Genomic DNA, 20,880 nt, shown 5'->3' on the forward strand with positions numbered 1-20,880 from the left:
ATCAAATCCTGGGAATTATTCATTATTAAAATCAGTTGATTAAAACTCTCAGGTGCGCCAGCAACTGTTTAGCCCTGTTTACCGGCTTTTTACCAGGTAAATTTATAGGATTGTAGCGTAAAAAAAGAGAATTTCGCAGTCTTGCGGAGCAGGTATTAGTGCGTATGATAGCGTCACTGGAGTTGTGCTTTTAACATATTTGCCTCTAACCCCAGGAATCCGCACATGCGTATCGAAGAAGATCTGAAGTTAGGTTTCAAAGACGTTCTTATCCGCCCTAAACGCTCTACACTGAAAAGTCGCTCAGACGTTGAACTCGAACGTCAATTCACCTTTAAGCATTCCGGTCAGACCTGGTCTGGCGTGCCGATCATCGCTGCCAACATGGATACTGTGGGAACCTTTGAGATGGCAACCGCGCTGGCACAGTTCGACATCCTCACCGCCGTGCACAAACATTACAGCCCTGAAGAGTGGGATGCGTTTGTGGCGTCCGCCTCTGCTGATGTGGTGAAGCACGTGATGGTCTCCACCGGTACCTCCGATGCGGATTTCGAGAAGACCAAACAGATTCTGAAGGCTAACCCGGCGCTGAACTTCGTTTGTATTGATGTGGCGAACGGTTACTCCGAGCACTTCGTACAGTTCGTCAGCAAGGCGCGTGAGGCCTGGCCGACGAAAACCATCATCGCGGGCAACGTGGTGACCGGTGAAATGTGTGAAGAGCTGATCCTCTCCGGTGCCGATATAGTGAAAGTGGGCATCGGTCCGGGCTCCGTATGCACCACGCGCGTCAAAACCGGCGTCGGTTATCCGCAGCTCTCTGCCGTCATTGAATGTGCCGATGCGGCGCACGGTCTGGGCGGCCAGATCATCAGCGACGGTGGTTGCACCATGCCGGGTGATGTTGCAAAGGCCTTCGGCGGCGGCGCGGACTTCGTGATGCTCGGCGGCATGCTGGCAGGTCACGAAGAGAGCGGCGGTACCGTAGTAGAAGAGAACGGCGAGAAATTTATGCTGTTCTACGGTATGAGCTCTGAGTCTGCGATGACCCGTCACGTCGGCGGCGTGGCAAAATACCGTGCGGCAGAAGGTAAAACCGTCAAGCTGCCTCTGCGCGGTCCGGTTGAAAACACCGCACGCGATATCCTCGGCGGCCTGCGCTCTGCCTGCACCTACGTTGGCGCCTCCCGCCTGAAAGAGCTGACAAAGCGTACAACGTTTATTCGCGTTCAGGAACAAGAAAACCGCGTATTCAACAGCCTGTAATGGCGATCGCTGGCGCATGCCCGTGCGCCAGCCCTGTTGTACTATCCCGCGCTCATCGCATCTCCCAGGTGGAATATCGGCAGGTACATTGCCACCACCAGCGTACCAATAATGACCCCCGTCACTATCAGAAGCACTGGCTCCAGAAGCGCCGCCAGATTCTCTGCACGTTGAAAGGTCTGTTCCGTATGATGGCGGGCAAGGTTTGCCAGCATGATATCCAGCGCACCTGACATTTCACCGGTTCGTAAAAGCTGAACACACAGCGGGGTAAAGATTGCCGCTCTTTGAAAGGATGACCAGACGGGAAGGCCTTTTTCAATGCCCTCCCGCACGTCGCGCAGTATTCCCTGCCAGTACTGACTTTCAACGGTCTCCTCGGCACTCTCCAGGCCCTGTAAAAAGGGGATACCCGCCTGTTGCGTGAGTGACAGCACGGTAAAGACGTGTCCCAGCTTTTGACCTTTTGCCAGTGCGCCCATCACGGGCGTATGCAGCAGGATGCACTGCCAGCGAGGATTCTGCCGCAGAGCCCAGGCGACGGCTAAGGGGGCTAATAGCAGGACGAACAACGCAAGGGCATATGACTGCATAAAGGCGGCCATCCCCATAACCATCTGTGTCAGCACGGGAAGCGGGGTATTAAACGTTTTGTAGATCGCGGCAAACTCGGGCAGGACCAGAGTGACCATCGCCAGCACGACGAGCACAGCCAGCGTCAGGACGATCGCCGGGTAGCGCAGCGCCTTTTTCACTTTTGCACTGAGCTGCTGCTGTGATTTTTGTTGCTGCGCGAGCTGACGACAGCACACCTCCAGCTTCCCGGTCAGCTCTCCGGTTTTCACCATCGAGACATGCAGCGGGCTAAAAACGGCTGGCCACTTTTTTAGCGACTCAGAAAACGGGCATCCTTCACTGAGCTCATCGGCAATGCTTTGCAGCAGCGCCTGCCACGGTTTTAACGGATGTTGCTCTGCCAGCATTTGCAGGCTGTGGGACAGCGTCAGCCCAGCCTGCAGAAGCGAGGCGAGCTGATGAAACATCTCGTCGCAGTGGTGTGGCCGCCAGCGGTGTCGCTGCGCGCATCGGGTCAGCGTCAGAGGATGGAGGTCGTTACGCATCAGCCGGGTGAAGGCCGCATTGCGGTCTGTGGCCCAGAGTGTCCCGCTTCGGGGTTCTCCATCTTTGGTGAGCGCACGCCAGCGCCAGAGCTGATTAGCCGCCATTGGGCATTCCCAGGACGCGCAACAACTCTTCAATCGTGGTTAGCCCTTGTTCGACGGCCCTGCAGCCGTGTTCAAAAAGAGAAACCATCCCCGCCTGCCGGGCGCTCGCCTCTATGACGTCAGTTCCCGCCCCGCTGGCAATGGCCTGCCGCAGGGCATTGTCGATGGCGAGTACTTCAAAAATGGCCACGCGTCCATAAAAGCCGTGATAACAGCGATCGCAGCCGGTGGGCTGCCAGCGTGGAAGCGGCCTGGGCCATACTGAGCGAGGTAGTTGAGCCTGATCGCGGGTTTCCCGGCGACAATGTGGGCACAAACGCCGGACCAGTCGCTGGGCAATCACCATCGTCAGCGCGGAAGAAATCATCCAGCGCGCGACGCCCATCTGCTCCAGGCGAATCAGCGTTTCCGTCGTCGAGTTGGTGTGCAGGGTCGACAGCACCAGATGCCCGGTCTGGGCAGCATTAATGGCAATCCCGGCCGTTTCTCCGTCACGGATTTCGCCGACCATAATGATGTCGGGATCCTGACGTAGCAGTGCGCGCAGCACGTTCTGGAAGGTTAAACCCGCCCGGGGATTAATCTGCGTCTGGTTTAATCCGGCAAGGGGGATCTCAATAGGATCTTCCACGCTGCAGATGTTGACGTCAGGGGTGTTACGCGACTGCAGCGCGCTGTACAGCGTCACGGTTTTGCCGCTGCCGGTAGGGCCGGTGACCAGAATCAGCCCCTGCGGCTGGTGGAGAACCGCATTAAAACAGGCCAACTGTTCAGCATTCATGCCAAGCGCTTTCGGCTCAAGGGCCTGCGGAACCTGATGCAGGAGGCGCAGCACAATTTTTTCGCCGCCGCTGCAGGGAAGCGTCGCGATCCGAAACGAGACCGGCTCATTGGCCAGTTCAATCGTAAACTGGCCGTCCTGAGGCAGCCGGCGTTCTGCAATATCCAGGTTACCCAGCACTTTTAAACGTGCGCTTAACAGGTTAGCCAGTTCAGCGGCAAGCGGAGGCTGCGGACAAAGTACGCCGTCGATACGTAAACGAATCTGGCACGCGTGCTCCATCGGTTCGATATGAATATCAGAGGCGCGCTGGTTGATTGCCTGCTGCAGCGTGTGGTTAAGGACATCTACCGTAGAGTGTGTTTGCGAAACGCCGGGCAGATGCGATTGTGACGTGAGCTGCCGGTGTTTTTCCATGCGCTCCGCGCTCCAGCACTCAATATCAATCCGTTTCTGGGTCGCGAAACGCAGCGCCTCCATGAGTTCGGTCGCGGGCTTTCCCACGACGGCAATGTTGATCCTCTCACTGTCGCTGGATAGCAGCAGTGCGTGATGGCGAAGACAAAGCGCCACGAGTTGATCGGTATTCATTCTCCGCTCCTCAGTTATTGCTGAAGCGGAAAACGTCTTCGCAGGCCTGCTTCAGAGCGCTATCAGCACTGATGTTGCAGACGCGCGTCCAGCCCGTCATCCCGTTGCCGTTGTTCCACTGCGGCGTCATGACCACTTCCAGCCCGTTAAGACTTTCCTGTCCTGTTAAGGTCACGATCCCTTTCGCTACGCTCATTCCGGAAACGTAGCGTGTCGTGGTGGGGGAAGGGATGCCGTTGCTGTTGGCATCGCAGCTCTCCACACCACCGTGATCCAGCGCGCAAAGTTCAATGGCGGTGCGGTAGGGAACGAAGGTTTGCAGCATATCGGTCAGCGCCGCTTTGCGCAGGTAGTTCTGATAGGCAGGTATGCCGATGGCGCTCAGAATCGCAATAATGCCGATGACCACCATCAGCTCAATAAGAGTGAATCCGTGTTGTCTGTTCATATCTGCTCCTTACGTTAAGTGGCGCTACTCTGTCAGCGCAAAAGGGCAGAAACGAGGGGCAAAAAAGGGAACGAGAAAGCGCGTTCAGAGAATAAATGCGGTGTTGCAGGAAAGAACAGCGGATTTGCGAGCGGGGCTGAAATTCCCCTCTCCAGGCGGAGAGGGGAGGAATCACTATTTAAAACGCATCGAGAGGTCGAGGGCGCGAACGTGCTTGGTCAGCGCGCCGACTGAGATGTAATCCACGCCGGTTTCGGCGAATTCACGGATCGTTTCGAAGGTGACGTTTCCGGAGACTTCGAGCTGGGCCCGGCCATTGGTCAGTTTTACCGCCTCACGCATCTGCTCGGTTTCGAAGTTATCGAGCATGATGATATCGGCCCCGGCCTTAATCGCCTGCTCCAGCTCGTCCAGGTTTTCTACTTCTACTTCAACCGGCACATCCGGATGCAGCCAGAAGGCCTTCTCCACCGCCTGACGTACGGAACCCGATGCAATAATGTGGTTCTCTTTAATCAGGAAAGCGTCGGACAGGCCCAGACGATGGTTTGCGCCGCCGCCGCAGAGCACCGCATACTTCAGCGCCGTGCGCAGGCCCGGCAGCGTTTTGCGGGTATCCAGCAGCTGGGTTCGGGTGCCGGCCAGCAGGTCAACGTAACGACGCACTTCGCTGGCGACGCCAGAGAGCGTTTGTACAAAATTAAGCGCGGTACGTTCGCCGGTCAGCAAGACGCGGGAAGGGCCGTCCAGCTCGAACAGCGGCTGGTTTGGCGTGACGCTATCGCCGTCCTCCACGTGCCATGTTACCTGCACATCATCGCCCGCCAGCTGGGTAAAGACCTCTTCAACCCAGCGCTTGCCGCAAAAAACACCCTCTTCACGGGTGATAATGACCGCGTGGGAGCGCGTCTCTTTCGGCAACAATTGTGCGGTAATATCTTTATCGGCATTGACGTCACCGCCCAGATCTTCTTTCAAAGCATGGGCAACGCTTGCCGGAATATCCATATTAATACGTTCCAGAAGCGCTTCACGTCGGTGGTCGGGGTTGTAGCGGCGAGGCGGCATGATAAAACTCCAAATTGGTAACGAATCAAAATATTGAAACATGCTACTCTGAACCGAGTAACAGCACCATACATAAGGAGTTCCAGCATGTTGTTAGAAAACGGATGGCTGGTGGATGCGCGGCATGTGCCTTCGCCGCACCACGACTGCCGCCCGGAGGATGAAAAGCCCACACTGCTGGTGGTTCATAATATTAGTCTCCCGCCGGGGGAATTCGGCGGCCCGTGGATCGATGCGTTATTCACGGGAACGATAGATCCCGATGCCCATCCTTTCTTTGCTGAGATTGCGCATCTGCGCGTGTCGGCTCATTGCCTGATTCGTCGCGATGGTGAAGTGGTTCAGTATGTTCCCTTTGATAAGCGCGCCTGGCATGCCGGGGTGTCGATGTATCACGGGCGCGAACGGTGCAACGATTTTTCTATCGGGATCGAACTGGAAGGCACGGATACCACGCCCTACACCGATTCACAGTATCAACAGCTAGCGGCTGTGACCCGTACGCTTATCGGACTTTACCCGGCCATTGCCGACAATATTACCGGGCACAGCGATATCGCTCCGGCGAGAAAAACCGATCCCGGCCCGGCATTTGACTGGCCGCGGTTCCGCGCCATGCTCACCGCGTCGTCAGAATAAGGAGATACCATGACGTTGTTTACCATGCTGCTGGTTATCATCGCTGAACGCCTGTTCAAGCTCGGTGAGCACTGGCATCTGGATCACCGGCTGGAGGTGTTATTCCGCCGTATCAAGCACTTTTCCATGCTGCGCACGCTGCTGATGATGGCGGGCGTGATGGTGATTACGTTCCTGCTGCTGCGCGCGCTGTATGGACTCTTTTTCAACGTGCCGCTGTTGGTGGTGTGGATCCTGCTCGGCGTGCTGTGCATTGGTGCGGGCAAGGTGCGTTTGCACTATCACGCGTACCTGAAAGCCGCCTCCCGTGACGATGCCCATGCGCGCAATGCCATGGCGAGCGAGCTGACGATGATCCACGGCGTGCCGCCGGACTGCGACGAGCGCGAGTTCCTGCGCGAACTGCAGAACGCGCTGCTGTGGATTAACTTCCGTTACTACCTGGCGCCGCTGTTCTGGTTTGTGGTGGGCGGTCCATGGGGACCGGTCTTGCTGATGGGGTATGCGTTCCTGCGCGCCTGGCAGACCTGGCTTGCTCGCTATCTGACGCCGCACGAGCGTTTGCTGTCCGGCATTGATGCCATCCTGCACGTGGTTGACTGGCTTCCGGTGCGTCTGGTGGGCGTGGTGTACGCGTTAATTGGCCACGGTGAAAAAGCGCTGCCCGCGTGGTTCGCCTCGCTTGCCGACCGCCATACGTCGCAGTATCAGGTGTTAACGCGTCTGGCGCAGTTCTCGCTGGCGCGTGAGCCGCATACCGACAAGATTGAAACGCCGAAAGCCGCTGTCTCCATGGCGAAGAAAACGTCGTTTGTGGTCGTGGTTATCGTGGCGCTGCTGACGATCTACGGCACGCTGGTGTAAGCCAGCGCGCCGTAACGATTAAAGCGTGTCCGCAGGCGGGATGCCGAAATCAGGCATCCCGTTTTCGTCCCAGCGGACGCGCTTCAGGCGGGTATGGCGGTTTGGATCGTACAGCGGATCGCCCTCAATTTCGGTGTAGTTCCGCGCGTGATACACCAGCACATCTTCCCCTTCCGGCGTTTGCGTAAAGCTGTTGTGTCCCGGGCCGTACTGACGATTTTCGTAGCTGGTGGCGAATACGGGGCGCGGGGATTTGTGCCAGTTCAATGGGTTTTGCGGATCGGCATTCAGGTCTATCCACAGCAGCCCCATGCAGTAGTTCTCGTCGGTGGCGCTGGCGGAATAGCTGATAAACAGTTTGTTGCCATGGAACAGCACCGCCGGGCCTTCGTTGACCCAGAACCCGCGACACTCCCAGTCATACTCCGGCTTGCTGAGCATCACCGGCTCGCCTTTCAGCGTCCACGGGTTCGCCATTTCACACAGATAAAGGTTGGAGTTCCCGGAGATGTCCGGCGCTTTTTGCGCCCACAGATACCAGCGTTTCCCCTGATGCACAAAGGTGGTGGCGTCCAGCGCAAAGGTGTCGAACGGGGTTTCGATCTGGCCTTTTTCTACCCACCTGCCGGTGAGCGGATCGCTGTCGGTACATTCAATGGCAAACATGCGGTGCTGGAACATCCCGAGCGCGTTGAGCGCCTGGGTGTGCGTCGCGGCAAAATAGATATACCACTTTCCGTCAATGTGGTGCAGTTCCGGCGCCCATATCAGCTGGCTCATTGGGCCTGCGTCGGGTTTACGCCAGACCACCACCTCTGCGGCATGACGTAAGCCTTCCAGCGAGTCTGCACGGCGGATCGCCAGCCTGTCGTACTGCGGCACGGAGGCGATAAAGTAATATTGCCCATCGTGGCGCAGGATATACGGGTCGGCGCGTTGTTCAATAAACGGGTTTGGCCAGGTTTGCATTCGGCTTTCCTTATTTAGTCTCAGCGGCTTTGAGTTCCTGATAGTCATTCAGCTCGCGGTAGTTGGTACGGCGCTTTTCCAGATCGGCCTGGATCTGCTTCATGGTTTCACGATCCACCTTCAGCAGGCGCACCACGCCCGCGGTAATCAAATAACCCACCCCCGGGATAACGGTAAACAGCAGCACAATCCCGTTGATGGCGTCTGCGCTTTGCGCTTTCGCCCCCGCGTCGTAGCCGTACCAGGAGAGCAGAAAACCGACCATCGCCCCGGCAATCGCCAGACCCAGCTTGAGGAAGAAGATGTTGCCCGAGAAGCTGATGCCGGTGATGCGCTTCCCGGTTTTCCACTCGCCGTAGTCATCCACGTCGGCCATCAGCGACCAGTGCAGCGGAGACGGGATCTGGTGCAGGATGTTCAGCAGGACGTAGAGCACCACGATGGTGACGGTGGCTTTCGGGTCGAAGAAATAAAAGGCGCAGGAGAAAATCGCCAGCACGATGTTGGTCCAGAAGAAGACCTTCAGCTTACACCAGCGGTCGGTCAGCACTTTTGCCAGCACGCTGCCGAGCATCATGCCGACAACGCCCAGGCTGATAAACAGCGTGGCGAAGTGGGTGCTCTGGCCCATGACCCAGGTGACGTAATACATGGTGGCCGCCATGCGGATAAAGCCCGGGCAGACGTTGCAGAGCGTCAGGAGCAGAATGCGCACCCACTGGTCGTTCTTCCACACGTCTTTCAGGTCGTTTTTCAGCTCGTCATTGGTCTGGACTGCCGGGCGCACGCGCTCGCGCACGGTGGCGAAGCAGAACAGGAACATGCAGGTGCCAATCAGCGCCAGCACGGTCATGGCCATCTGGTAGCCTTTGGCTTTGTTGTCCCCGCCAAACCAGTCGGCCATCGGCAGCAGCGTTAATGAGAGCAGCAGCGTGGCGATGCCGACCAGCACGAAGCGATACGACTGGCAGGCGACGCGCTCTTTAGGATCGTTAGTGATCACCCCGCCCAGCGAGCAGTAGGGGATGTTGATGGCGGTGTAGGTGAGCGACAGCAGGAAGTAGGTGACAAAGGCATAGATAACTTTGCTGTTATAGCTCCACTCCGGGGTGGTGAACATCAGGATGCTGAACAGCGCGTACGGGAAAGCGATCCACAGCAGCCATGGACGAAACCGGCCATATTTACTGCGGGTGCGGTCGGCAATCGCGCCCATGATCGGGTCCGTTACGGCGTCAATCACGCGGACGGACAGTAGCAGCACGCCGACCAGCGCAGGGGCCAGACCAAAAATATCCGTATAAAAATAGTTAACAAACAGCATGATGGCGCCGAAGATAATGTTGCATCCGGCGTCGCCCATCCCATAGCCGATCTTTTCTTTTACTGACAGTGTGTTGTTATCCATCGACAGCTCTCCGGTTTACGGTATGGAGAGAATTATTCGCTGGCGAAGGGATATATGCGTTGCAGTATCAGGGCGGTGATATGGATAAATGCGCTGTGGGCGTGAAAGTGTGAAGGAGGTAACAACGCGCGGCACCCGCAAAAGCAGGCACCGCGGTGGGAGGCTTAGTGCGCCTTCATGGCATTACGGCTTTTCTGACTGAAGAGATAGCCAACGCCGAGTACTGCAATCCATACCGGGATCAGGTAGACGGAAATCGCCATACCTGGGGTGATCAGCATGATCACCAGCACGGCCGCCATGAACAGCAGGCAGATCCAGTTACCCAGCGGATAGAGCAGGGCAGGGAAGCGCGTGGTGACGCCCTGCTGCTGCTTCGCGCGGCGGAACTTCATGTGCGCCAGGCTGATCATCGCCCAGTTGATGACCAGCGCAGAGACCACCAGCGCCATCAGCAGGCCAAACGCCGATTCCGGTGCCATGTAGTTAATGAGCACGCACAGGGCTGTCACGATGGCGGAAACAATGATGGTATTCACCGGCACGCCACGTTTATCAACGTTAAGCAGCATCTTCGGCGCGTTACCCTGCTGGGCGAGGCCGAACAGCATGCGGCTGTTGCAGTATACGCAGCTGTTGTAAACGGAGAGCGCTGCGGTCAGCACCACGATGTTCAGCGCGTTGGCGACAAAGGTGTCGCCCAGCTCGTGGAAGATCAGCACAAACGGGCTGGTGTCAGCAGTCACGCGCGTCCACGGCAGCAGGGAGAGCAGCACCGCCAGTGAGCCCACATAGAAGATCAGGATGCGGTAGATAACCTGATTTGTGGCTTTCGGGATGCTCTGCTCCGGGTTGTCGGCTTCAGCAGCGGTGATGCCCACCAGCTCCAGGCCGCCGAAGGAGAACATAATGATCGCCATCATCATCACCAGGCCGGTCATGCCGTGAGGCAGGAAGCCACCCTGTTCCCAGAGGTTGCGCACCGTGGCCTGCGGGCCGCCGTTGCCGCTGAACAGCAGCCAGCCGCCGAAGATAATCATCGCCACCACGGCAATGACCTTGATGATGGCAAACCAGAACTCCATCTCCCCGAACACTTTAACGTTGGTCAGGTTAATGGCGTTGATAATGACGAAGAAGGCTGCAGCAGAAGCCCAGGTTGGGATTTCGGGATACCAGAACTGAATGTATTTCCCGACGGCGGTCAGTTCGGCCATGGCAACCAGAACGTACAGCACCCAGTAGTTCCAGCCCGAGGCGAAACCGGCAAAGCTGCCCCAGTACTTATAGGCAAAGTGGCTGAAGGAGCCTGCGACCGGCTCTTCCACGACCATTTCGCCCAGCTGGCGCATGATCAGAAAAGCAATGAAACCCGCAATCGCGTAACCCAAAATAATACCCGGACCGGCAGACTGGATAACGGATGCGCTGCCCAGAAACAGGCCGGTACCAATCGCACCGCCCAGTGCGATGAGCTGAATATGGCGGTTTTTAAGCCCGCGCTTTAGCTGATCGCCGTGCTGTTGAGCTTCCATTTGAAACCTCGTGTGTGGTTGTTATGTTCACGCTGAGCGTGTGTAATTATGAAAATCCATATTCTGTATTTATTTCTTTACGGTTAACGAGACCGAAAAAAGCGGAGATGACTTCCGTAAGCGCCAGAATAGTGGTAAGTGCCTGCGAATGCACCTGCTTTATGAAGGGGTGATGACGACTTGAATAAAAAGAAAGCATTTGTAAATCGGCCCGCTCGTTGTTCCTCACCCAACCTATAGAATAGAAATGCGCCTTAAGTGGGCGAATTTTCATTATTTGCCTTGTTGAATCGCTTCAGATTGCAAAAACCCTCGTTTCATTATGGTTAAAACTCCCTCTTTAGGAGTAATCAACTCATTTGTGCAAAGTTACATTTCTGAAACGTTATTTCTGTAAGGTTGTTAAAATGTGCAGGGTTTACTGATTTCAATCAAAACCAATATGGACAGAAGGTGAATACTTTGTTACTTTAGCGATACGAAATAGAAATTGGTAAGACCAATTGACTCCGGGCAAAAAGGCGTAAGACAGGGAATATGGCCTACAGCAAAATTCGCCAACCAAAACTATCTGATGTGATTGAGCAGCAGCTGGAGTTTTTAATCCTCGAAGGGACTCTGCGCCCGGGTGAGAAACTTCCGCCAGAACGCGAACTGGCAAAACAGTTCGACGTTTCACGTCCCTCTCTGCGTGAGGCGATTCAACGTCTCGAAGCAAAGGGCTTGCTGCTTCGTCGCCAGGGCGGCGGAACCTTTGTGCAAAACAGCCTGTGGCAGAGCTTCAGCGATCCGCTGGTAGAACTTCTCTCTGACCACCCAGAATCCCAGTTTGATCTGCTTGAGACCCGTCACGCGCTGGAAGGTATTGCGGCCTATTACGCTGCCCTTCGCAGCACTGATGAAGATCGCGTGCGTATCCGCGAGCTGCATCAGGCCATTGAACGGGCACAGCAGTCCGGCGATTTAGACGCCGAGTCCAGCGCCGTCGTCCAGTATCAAATTGCCGTCACCGAAGCGGCCCACAACGTGGTGCTCCTCCATCTGCTACGCTGCATGGAGCCGATGCTGGCCCAGAACGTTCGTCAAAATTTTGAATTGTTGTATGCCCGTCGGGACATGCTCCCACTGGTAAGCAACCATCGCACCCGAGTATTCGAGGCGATAATGGCCGGGGAACCGGAGCAGGCGCGCGAAGCGTCGCACCGCCATCTGGCTTTCATTGAGGAAATCTTGCTGGACCGCAGCCGTGAACAATCGCGTCGCGAACGTTCATTACGCCGCATACAGCAACGAAAGGATTAAGCGCCAGGTACTTTTAGAGCGCGGCAACTAAACGCAGAACCTGTCTTATTGTGTTCTTGCCCAAGAGCACAATGGGACAGGTTCCAGACAAATCAACGTATTAGATAGATAAGGAATACCCCCATGTCAGAACGTCTCCAAAATGACGTGGATCCGATCGAAACTCGCGACTGGCTACAGGCGATCGAATCGGTCATCCGTGAAGAAGGTGTTGAGCGCGCTCAGTATCTGATTGATCAGCTGCTTTCTGAAGCCCGCAAAGGCGGCGTGAAGGTTGCTTCAGGTGCAGGGGCTAGCAACTACGTAAACACGATTGCCGTTGAAGACGAACCGGAATACCCGGGCAATCTGGATCTGGAACGTCGTATCCGTTCTGCAATCCGTTGGAACGCCATCATGACCGTTCTGCGCGCATCCAAGAAAGACCTGGAACTGGGTGGCCACATGGCGTCCTTCCAGTCTTCTGCGACCGTTTACGAAGTGTGCTTCAACCACTTCTTCCGTGCAGCGAACGAGAAAGACGGCGGCGATCTGGTGTACTTCCAGGGCCACATCTCTCCGGGCATCTATGCACGTGCATTCCTGGAAGGTCGTCTGACTGAAGAGCAGATGAACAACTTCCGTCAGGAAGTTCACGGTAAAGGTCTGTCTTCTTACCCGCACCCTAAACTGATGCCTGAATTCTGGCAGTTCCCAACCGTATCCATGGGTCTGGGCCCAATCGGTGCGATCTACCAGGCGAAATTCCTGAAGTATCTGGAACACCGTGGTCTGAAAGACACCTCTGAGCAGACCGTATACGCCTTCCTGGGCGACGGCGAAATGGATGAGCCAGAATCTAAAGGCGCGATCACCATCGCGACCCGTGAGAAGCTGGACAACCTGTGCTTCATCATCAACTGTAACCTGCAGCGTCTGGATGGTCCGGTAACCGGTAACGGCAAGATCATCAACGAACTGGAAGGCATCTTCGCAGGTGCTGGCTGGAACGTGATCAAAGTCATGTGGGGTTCCCGTTGGGACGAACTGCTGCGTAAAGACACCAGCGGTAAACTGATCCAGCTGATGAACGAAACCGTTGACGGTGACTACCAGACCTTCAAATCCAAAGACGGTGCTTACGTGCGTGAGCACTTCTTCGGCAAATATCCAGAAACCGCAGCCCTGGTTGCAGACTGGACTGATGAGCAGATCTGGGCCCTGAACCGCGGTGGTCACGATCCGAAGAAAATCTACGCTGCACTGAAAAAAGCGCGTGAAACCAAAGGTAAAGCGACTGTAATCCTGGCCCACACCATCAAAGGTTACGGCATGGGTGATACCGCAGAAGGTAAAAACATCGCTCACCAGGTTAAGAAAATGAACATGGACGGCGTGCGCTATATCCGCGACCGTTTCAACGTTCCAGTGACCGATGAGCAGGTCGAAAACCTGTCTTACATCACCTTCCCGGAAGGCTCCGAAGAGCACAAGTACCTGCACGAACGTCGTCAGGCGCTGAAAGGCTACCTGCCAGCTCGTCAGCCTAACTTCACCGAGAAGCTGGAACTGCCAGCGCTGGAAGACTTCTCTCAGCTGCTGGAAGAGCAGAACAAAGAGATCTCTACCACTATCGCTTTCGTTCGTGCCCTGAACGTGATGCTGAAGAACAAGTCGATCAAAGATCGCCTGGTGCCAATCATCGCCGACGAAGCGCGTACTTTCGGTATGGAAGGTCTGTTCCGTCAGATCGGTATCTACAGCCCGAACGGCCAGCAGTACACCCCGCAGGACCGTGAGCAGGTTGCATACTACAAAGAAGACGAGAAAGGTCAGATCCTGCAGGAAGGTATCAACGAGCTGGGCGCAGGCGCATCCTGGCTGGCCGCTGCGACCTCTTACAGCACCAACAACCTGCCGATGATCCCGTTCTACATTTACTACTCCATGTTCGGGTTCCAGCGTATCGGTGACCTGTGCTGGCAGGCAGGCGACCAGCAGGCTCGCGGCTTCCTGATCGGTGGTACTTCCGGTCGTACGACCCTGAACGGTGAAGGTCTGCAGCACGAAGATGGTCACAGCCACATTCAGTCTCTGACTATCCCTAACTGTATCTCTTACGACCCGTCTTACGCGTATGAAGTGGCAGTCATCATGCATGACGGTCTGCAGCGCATGTACGGTGAAGCGCAGGAGAACATTTACTACTACATCACCACCCTGAACGAAAACTACCACATGCCGGCAATGCCAGCAGGTGCCGAGGAAGGTATCCGTAAAGGTATCTACAAACTCGAAACCATCGAAGGTAGCAAAGGTAAAGTTCAGCTGCTGGGCTCCGGTTCTATCCTGCGTCACGTTCGTGAAGCAGCGCAGATCCTGGCGAAAGACTACGGTGTCGGTTCCGATGTGTACTCTGTGACCTCCTTCACTGAACTGGCGCGTGATGGCCAGGATTGTGAGCGCTGGAACATGCTGCACCCACTGGAAACCCCACGCGTACCGTACATCGCTCAGGTGATGAACGACGCGCCAGCGGTGGCGTCTACTGACTATATGAAACTGTTCGCTGAGCAGGTTCGTACTTACGTTCCAGCTGATGATTATCGCGTTCTGGGTACTGACGGCTTCGGTCGTTCTGACAGCCGCGAAAACCTGCGTCACCACTTCGAAGTTGATGCTTCTTACGTGGTTGTAGCAGCACTGGGCGAACTGGCTAAACGTGGCGAAATCGATAAGAAAGTGGTTGCAGACGCAATTACCAAATTCAACATCGATGCAGAAAAAGTTAACCCGCGTCTGGCGTAAGAGGTAAAAGAATAATGGCTATCGAAATCAATGTACCGGACATCGGGGCTGATGAAGTTGAAATCACCGAGATCCTGGTCAAAGTAGGCGACAAAGTTGAAGCTGAACAGTCGCTGATCACCGTAGAAGGCGACAAAGCCTCTATGGAAGTCCCGTCTCCTCAGGCTGGCATCGTTAAAGAGATCAAAGTCTCTGTTGGCGATAAAACCGAGACTGGCAAACTGATCATGATTTTCGATTCCGCCGACGGTGCAGCAGCTGCTGCACCTGCGCAGGAAGAGAAGAAAGCCGCTCCGGCCGCCGCTGCTCCAGCAGCTGCCGCGAGCGCGAAAGAAGTGAACGTGCCGGACATCGGCGGTGACGAAGTTGAAGTTACTGAGATCCTGGTGAAAGTGGGCGATACCGTTGCGGCCGAGCAGTCACTGATCACCGTAGAAGGCGACAAAGCCTCTATGGAAGTGCCAGCACCGTTTGCGGGTACCGTTAAAGAGATCAAGATCAACACCGGTGACAAAGTGTCTACCGGCTCCCTGATCATGATCTTCGAAGTGGCAGGTGCTGCACCTGCTGCCGCGCCTGCACAGGCCGCTGCTCCGGCGCCAGCCGCAGCACCAGCTGCTGCTGGCGGCGCGAAAGACGTTAACGTACCGGACATCGGCGGTGACGAAGTTGAAGTGACCGAAGTGATGGTAAAAGTGGGCGACAAAGTTGCCGCTGAACAGTCACTGATCACCGTTGAAGGCGACAAGGCCTCCATGGAAGTGCCTGCGCCGTTCGCGGGTACCGTTAAAGAGATCAAAATCAGCACCGGCGACAAAGTGTCTACCGGCTCTCTGATCATGGTCTTCGAAGTGGAAGGCGCTGCGCCTGCCGCAGCTCCGGCTGCCGCGGCTGCTCCAGCACCGGCTGCTGCACCGGCTCAGGCTGCTAAACCAGCCGCTGCCCCTGCTGCAAAAGCAGAAAAATCAGAGTTCGCTGAAAACGACGCTTACGTCCACGCGACGCCGCTGATTCGTCGCCTGGCGCGCGAATTCGGTGTGAACCTGGCGAAAGTGAAAGGGACTGGCCGTAAAGGTCGTATCCTGCGCGAAGACGTTCAGACCTACGTGAAAGACGCCGTGAAACGCGCCGAAGCTGCACCAGCTGCAGCCGCTGGCGGCGGTATCCCGGGCATGCTGCCATGGCCGAAAGTGGACTTCAGCAAGTTCGGCGAAATCGAAGAAGTGGAGCTGGGCCGTATCCAGAAAATCTCTGGTGCGAACCTGAGCCGTAACTGGGTGATGATCCCGCACGTTACGCACTTCGATAAGACCGATATCACCGATCTGGAAGCGTTCCGTAAACAGCAGAACGCCGAAGCTGAGAAGCGTAAACTGGACGTGAAATTCACCCCAGTGGTCTTCATCATGAAGGCGGTTGCTGCGGCTCTGGAACAGATGCCACGCTTCAACAGCTCCCTGTCCGAAGACGGCCAGAAGCTGACGCTGAAGAAATACATCAACATCGGTGTTGCGGTTGATACGCCAAATGGTCTGGTTGTTCCGGTCTTCAAAGACGTGAACAAGAAGAGCATCACTGAGCTGTCCCGTGAACTGACCACCATCTCCAAAAAAGCGCGTGATGGTAAGCTGACTGCCGGCGAAATGCAGGGCGGCTGCTTCACTATCTCCAGCATCGGCGGCCTGGGTACCACCCACTTCGCACCGATTGTTAACGCGCCGGAAGTGGCTATCCTCGGTGTGTCCAAGTCCGCGATGGAGCCGGTGTGGAATGGCAAAGAGTTCGTGCCGCGTCTGATGATGCCAATCTCTCTGTCCTTCGACCACCGCGTGATCGACGGTGCTGATGGTGCGCGTTTCATCACCATCATCAACAACATGCTGAGCGACATTCGCCGCCTGGTGATGTAATCGAAAAGCCGGCCAGTCGGCCGGCTTTTTTCTGATAATCTCATGGCGTTTGTGAGGTTATTGGCGAAAGCGACAATTCGTGAGCCGTTTGTTGTTTCAAAATTGTTAACAATTTTGTAAACTGCGGGCGGATAGAACGACCCGGTGGACGACGGGTATAAACTAAGAGGTCATGATGAGCACAGAAATCAAAACTCAGGTCGTAGTACTTGGGGCAGGCCCGGCAGGTTACTCCGCAGCATTTCGCGCAGCGGATTTAGGTCTGGAAACCGTCATCGTAGAACGTTACAGCACCCTCGGCGGTGTTTGTCTGAACGTCGGCTGTATCCCTTCTAAAGCGCTGCTGCACGTAGCGAAAGTTATCGAAGAAGCCAAAGCGCTGGCTGAACACGGTATCGTCTTCGGCGAGCCGAAAACCGACATCGACAAAATTCGTACCTGGAAAGAGAAAGTTATCACTCAGCTGACCGGCGGTCTGGCGGGTATGGCCAAAGGCCGTAAAGTGAAAGTGGTAAACGGTCTGGGTAAATTCACCGGTGCGAACACCCTGGAAGTGGAAGGCGAAAACGGCAAAACCGTGATCAACTTCGACAACGCGATCATCGCGGCAGGCTCTCGCCCAATCGAACTGCCATTCATTCCACATGAAGATCCGCGCGTGTGGGATTCCACCGATGCGCTGGAGCTGAAAACCGTTCCTAAGCGTCTGCTGGTGATGGGCGGCGGTATCATCGGTCTGGAAATGGGTACCGTGTACCACGCGCTGGGTTCAGAGATCGACGTGGTTGAAATGTTCGACCAGGTTATCCCGGCTGCTGACAAAGACATCGTTAAAGTCTTCACCAAGCGCATCAGCAAGAAATTCAACCTGATGCTGGAAACCAAAGTGACTGCCGTTGAAGCGAAAGAAGACGGTATTTACGTTTCCATGGAAGGCAAAAAAGCCCCATCCGAACCACAGCGTTACGACGCCGTGCTGGTGGCGATCGGCCGTGTGCCGAACGGTAAGAACCTCGACGCGGGCAAAGCTGGCGTGGAAGTGGACGACCGTGGCTTCATCCGCGTTGACAAACAGCTGCGCACTAACGTGCCGCACATCTTTGCTATCGGCGATATCGTCGGTCAGCCAATGCTGGCGCACAAAGGTGTTCACGAAGGTCACGTTGCCGCTGAAGTTATCGCCGGCATGAAGCACTACTTCGATCCGAAAGTGATCCCATCTATCGCGTACACCGAGCCAGAAGTGGCGTGGGTAGGTCTGACTGAGAAAGAAGCGAAAGAGAAAGGCATCAGCTACGAAACCGCCACCTTCCCGTGGGCTGCTTCTGGCCGTGCTATCGCGTCCGACTGCGCAGACGGTATGACCAAACTGATCTTCGACAAAGAGACTCACCGCGTAATCGGTGGTGCGATTGTCGGTACCAACGGCGGCGAGCTGCTGGGTGAAATCGGTCTGGCTATCGAAATGGGCTGCGACGCGGAAGACATCGCGCTGACCATCCACGCTCACCCGACTCTGCACGAGTCCGTGGGCCTGGCGGCAGAAGTGTTTGAAGGCAGCATCACCGACCTGCCAAACGCGAAAGCGAAGAAGAAATAAGTTTCTTCAGATGAAAAAAAGCGGCCTGAGGCCGCTTTTTTTATGCGCTGCGTTCAGGGAGCCACGGGGTGCCAGGTTTTATCCGGGTTATAGGCGGTTAACGCCCGGGCTTTCTGCTCAGAATCCTTGCCGAGATCGGACTGATACACCTTGTCGTCCTGATTTATCACAAAGCTCATCACGCCCGTTTGACCGTAGCTGACCGGCCACGCCACCATCGCGAAACCGTTATTATCCGGCAGGATCCGGAAGCGATAGCCGTGATAGCCGGTACCCGGCTCTTTCGGGCTAAATGCCGGTCCGAGCGGACTGGGCGTTTCGCCGGGTGAGACGGGCCAGTACAAACCGTCTTTCTTCCCTTCCGAGCTGACAATCTTCTGCGCGTATTTCTGGTTCATCGCAAAGTAGCTTTGCTGCGCATCAACATAGGCATGCAGGGCTTCAATGGCGGCAAGTTCGTTACGCCCGATTTCACGGGTCAGGATCTCTTCAGCCCCTTCTTTGATATCGAATTGCCAGCCGGCGGCGGTTTTGATCACCGGGATGGGAAGCTGCCAGTTGTTGTCTCCAACAACAAGATGCGCCGTATCTCCTTCGACAACGGTGTTATGACGAACTTTCCAGTCGCGCAGGAAACGATCGACGGCATCCGGATCAACGCCTTCGGGGGGGAGAAAATCGCGCCAGTTCTCTCCAAGCAGATTGCTCATCGCGCGCTCATTATGCTCACTAATGGCGCTGGCCAGCGCATCGGTCGCCTGGTCGGGCGTGCTAAAGGACTGCTGCGCCATCACCGAGGCCGAAAGCATGAACAACACCATTCCACTGAGTAGTTTACTTTTCATGTCGGTTCCCTTAGCGATGTCTAAATTCACGGCGTTCAGCGCGTCCACCAGACACCTGACGGGGCTGCTGCTGGCGAGCCGCAAGCTGCCTGCTTTGCGCACCGCGCTGCTGCTGCGCCTGCCAGTTCGCGGAACGGCTGTCGTTGCCGCTCAGCGCATTGGCCCGGGGCTGACCGTTTCGCTGCTGCAGAGCGCGTTGCTGCGCGGGCTGTGAAGCGCGTTTCTCCTGTCTTTGGGTTACAGCCTGACGATTTTCTCGCTGCTGCGTGGTGGTCCGCTTCGCCGTCTGCGGTTTGGTGTCGTAGCCACGGTAGTTGTTGCGCTGCGAAATTTGCTTCAGCTGTTCACTCGAGGCCTGACGCTGCACATCCTTCGTGCCGGGACGTGCCGTTTGCGGGAAGGTTTTCCCCGTGGATTTCTCCATCTGGCTCAGGGCCGCCTGACGCTGGCTATCCCGGTTAACCGGTTTTTGCTGCGTTGAGCTTAGCCCGGTGACTGTGCTGGTGGAGTGAAAACGGGTGTTGAGCTGGTTAGTCGGATAGGGCACACCCTCCCGGTAGGCCGGGTTATGCTGCCAGGTACGGTTGGCGTCCGTCAGACGCTGTCCGCTGATTTTATTGAAGTTCTCAACGTTGATATTGATGTTGTTATCACCGTTGCGGTTATAGCCGCCGTGATTATCCCAGTCACCGTCATGGTGGTGGTCCCAGTCATCGTCGTCATCCCAGTCGATATTGCTGAAAATGGCATAGGTTGTGGCAACGCCCAGGCTGAAGCCTAAGCCGTTGACGAAGCTGTTGCCAAACTGCTCTCCGGGCGTGGGTGGATAGGCGGTGTTGGGCCAGGTCCCGTAAACCGTATTGGGGTTATAGGTGGGAACATAAACGACCTGCGGATCGGCAGATTCAATTTTGATCACCGTTGGGGCGGGCGCAGACGCGGTTGTTGTTGTTGCCTCGGTGGCGCGGGTTTTCGCTGGTGCTGGCTTTGTCACGGTGGTGACCGTCTGCTGAGGCGTAGATTGTAAAGCACCGGTCTTCTGTGCCAGCGCGCGCAGGCGTTGAACGGAATCCATCACGTCTTTCGGCTGCGCGAGAAACGCATCGCCCAGATTTTGTACCCACGGCGGGTTTTCACCCATCAGCGACATGAGCTGAGGAAACGCGACCAGCGATTTTACGCTCGGATCCCAGGGCTGGCTGGCAACGCCCTGAATGGCGGCGTCCCCTTCCATTTTAGGGTTGTCTTTTGACCACTGAGCCGCCTAAATCACGTTGGCCGGGTAAGTCGAGGCCATCAGAATTTGTGAAAGCAGGGCGTCAGGGTAGAGCGCAATGGGGGCAACCCACTGATCGATTTGCGCGGCAGTGTAGGTCGGCGCGACCACAGGGGCGGGCTGGGCTACGGCAGGCGCCGCCGGTTGTTGAGCGACGGGGGCTGGTGCAACGGGTTCCGTTGCACGACTTTTGACAAACAAGACGCCTGAGGCGGCAAGCAGCCCGGCACTGCACAGAAGGATGAGCAGATGTGGCTTAAAGGGCAACTTCATAAAATGACTCCAACGAGACCAGCGCTGTGCCGTGAGGCGTTACGGTTGGCGTGAGTATTATTCACCCGTCTTTTACTGTTTTGACTTTT

16 protein-coding genes and 1 pseudogene are annotated in these 20,880 nt (G+C 56.0%); 7 read left to right on the top strand and 10 right to left on the bottom strand.

Going from position 1 to position 20,880, the window contains the following annotated elements; translation table 11 throughout:
- The first annotated feature begins 225 nt into the window (after positions 1–225).
- Positions 226–1,269: a GMP reductase gene (locus ACOTXI_RS10600; RefSeq protein ID WP_023293282.1), complete on the top strand. Its 1,044-nt coding sequence runs from the start codon at positions 226–228 to the stop codon at positions 1,267–1,269.
- Between the two features lie 41 nt (positions 1,270–1,310).
- Here the strand turns inward: ACOTXI_RS10600 and hofC are convergent, their stop codons facing one another.
- The 4 genes from hofC to nadC all read right to left on the bottom strand — a co-directional run bounded on the left by hofC (position 1,311) and on the right by nadC (position 5,383).
- Positions 1,311–2,495: a protein transport protein HofC gene (gene hofC, locus ACOTXI_RS10605; RefSeq protein ID WP_058654210.1), complete on the bottom strand. Its 1,185-nt coding sequence runs from the start codon at positions 2,493–2,495 to the stop codon at positions 1,311–1,313.
- Positions 2,485–3,867 carry a type II secretion system protein GspE gene (gene gspE / locus ACOTXI_RS10610; protein WP_023326701.1) on the bottom strand — a complete coding sequence of 461 codons (1,383 nt, stop codon included), beginning with the start codon at positions 3,865–3,867 and terminating at the stop codon, positions 2,485–2,487. Before gspE ends, hofC begins: the two co-directional genes overlap by 11 nt.
- A 10-nt stretch (positions 3,868–3,877) precedes the next feature.
- Positions 3,878–4,315, bottom strand: coding sequence for a prepilin peptidase-dependent pilin (gene ppdD / locus ACOTXI_RS10615; protein WP_008501967.1), 438 nt, complete (start codon positions 4,313–4,315; stop codon positions 3,878–3,880).
- Positions 4,316–4,489: 174 nt separating this feature from the next.
- Complete coding sequence (nadC, locus tag ACOTXI_RS10620) at positions 4,490–5,383, bottom strand: carboxylating nicotinate-nucleotide diphosphorylase (protein ID WP_021240514.1); 894 nt, start codon at positions 5,381–5,383, stop codon at positions 4,490–4,492.
- A gap of 87 nt (positions 5,384–5,470) precedes the next feature.
- Between nadC and ampD the strand changes: the two genes are divergently transcribed.
- Together ampD and ampE are read left to right on the top strand one after the other, a co-directional pair.
- Positions 5,471–6,022, top strand: coding sequence for a 1,6-anhydro-N-acetylmuramyl-L-alanine amidase AmpD (gene ampD, locus ACOTXI_RS10625; protein WP_008501965.1), 552 nt, complete (start codon positions 5,471–5,473; stop codon positions 6,020–6,022).
- 9 nt (positions 6,023–6,031) lie between these two features.
- The gene (gene ampE / locus ACOTXI_RS10630; protein WP_008501964.1) at positions 6,032–6,886 is read left to right on the top strand and encodes a beta-lactamase regulator AmpE; all 855 of its coding nucleotides are present in this window, start codon (positions 6,032–6,034) and stop codon (positions 6,884–6,886) included.
- A gap of 18 nt (positions 6,887–6,904) precedes the next feature.
- Here ampE and ACOTXI_RS10635 read toward each other — a convergent pair whose 3' ends face one another.
- From ACOTXI_RS10635 to ACOTXI_RS10650, 4 genes are all read right to left on the bottom strand, one after another.
- Complete coding sequence (locus ACOTXI_RS10635; protein ID WP_058654209.1) at positions 6,905–7,855, bottom strand: family 43 glycosylhydrolase; 951 nt, start codon at positions 7,853–7,855, stop codon at positions 6,905–6,907.
- A gap of 10 nt (positions 7,856–7,865) precedes the next feature.
- On the bottom strand, positions 7,866–9,263 hold the full coding sequence (locus ACOTXI_RS10640; RefSeq protein WP_058654208.1) for a glycoside-pentoside-hexuronide (GPH):cation symporter: 1,398 nt from the start codon (positions 9,261–9,263) through the stop codon (positions 7,866–7,868).
- A 164-nt stretch (positions 9,264–9,427) separates the two neighbouring features.
- The gene (gene aroP, locus ACOTXI_RS10645) at positions 9,428–10,798 is read right to left on the bottom strand and encodes an aromatic amino acid transporter AroP (protein ID WP_008501961.1); all 1,371 of its coding nucleotides are present in this window, start codon (positions 10,796–10,798) and stop codon (positions 9,428–9,430) included.
- Positions 10,799–10,844: 46 nt separating this feature from the next.
- Positions 10,845–11,072, bottom strand: coding sequence for a hypothetical protein (locus tag ACOTXI_RS10650; protein ID WP_021240510.1), 228 nt, complete (start codon positions 11,070–11,072; stop codon positions 10,845–10,847).
- A 263-nt stretch (positions 11,073–11,335) separates the two neighbouring features.
- Between ACOTXI_RS10650 and pdhR the strand changes: the two genes are divergently transcribed.
- From pdhR to lpdA, 4 genes are all read left to right on the top strand, one after another.
- Positions 11,336–12,100, top strand: coding sequence for a pyruvate dehydrogenase complex transcriptional repressor PdhR (gene pdhR / locus ACOTXI_RS10655; RefSeq protein ID WP_008501960.1), 765 nt, complete (start codon positions 11,336–11,338; stop codon positions 12,098–12,100).
- 123 nt (positions 12,101–12,223) lie between these two features.
- Entirely contained in the window at positions 12,224–14,887 is a 2,664-nt protein-coding gene (aceE, locus tag ACOTXI_RS10660) for a pyruvate dehydrogenase (acetyl-transferring), homodimeric type (protein WP_008501959.1), read from the top strand.
- A 14-nt stretch (positions 14,888–14,901) separates the two neighbouring features.
- The gene (aceF, locus tag ACOTXI_RS10665; RefSeq protein ID WP_023326706.1) at positions 14,902–16,797 is read left to right on the top strand and encodes a pyruvate dehydrogenase complex dihydrolipoyllysine-residue acetyltransferase; all 1,896 of its coding nucleotides are present in this window, start codon (positions 14,902–14,904) and stop codon (positions 16,795–16,797) included.
- Between the two features lie 175 nt (positions 16,798–16,972).
- A complete protein-coding gene (gene lpdA / locus ACOTXI_RS10670; protein WP_003856313.1) occupies positions 16,973–18,397 on the top strand; it encodes a dihydrolipoyl dehydrogenase in 1,425 nt (474 codons plus the stop codon).
- Positions 18,398–18,450: 53 nt separating this feature from the next.
- Here the strand turns inward: lpdA and ACOTXI_RS10675 are convergent, their stop codons facing one another.
- Both ACOTXI_RS10675 and ACOTXI_RS10680 read right to left on the bottom strand, forming a co-directional pair.
- Positions 18,451–19,242, bottom strand: a complete 792-nt coding sequence (locus tag ACOTXI_RS10675) for a DUF2950 domain-containing protein (RefSeq protein ID WP_058654207.1) — start codon at positions 19,240–19,242, stop codon at positions 18,451–18,453.
- A 10-nt stretch (positions 19,243–19,252) separates the two neighbouring features.
- Positions 19,253–20,791: pseudogene (locus tag ACOTXI_RS10680) on the bottom strand (DUF3300 domain-containing protein).
- Positions 20,792–20,880 lie beyond the last annotated feature (89 nt).

The sequence above is a fragment of the Enterobacter cloacae complex sp. BZL2005 genome (assembly GCF_049238885.1).
Taxonomy (GTDB): Bacteria; Pseudomonadota; Gammaproteobacteria; order Enterobacterales; family Enterobacteriaceae; genus Enterobacter; species Enterobacter roggenkampii.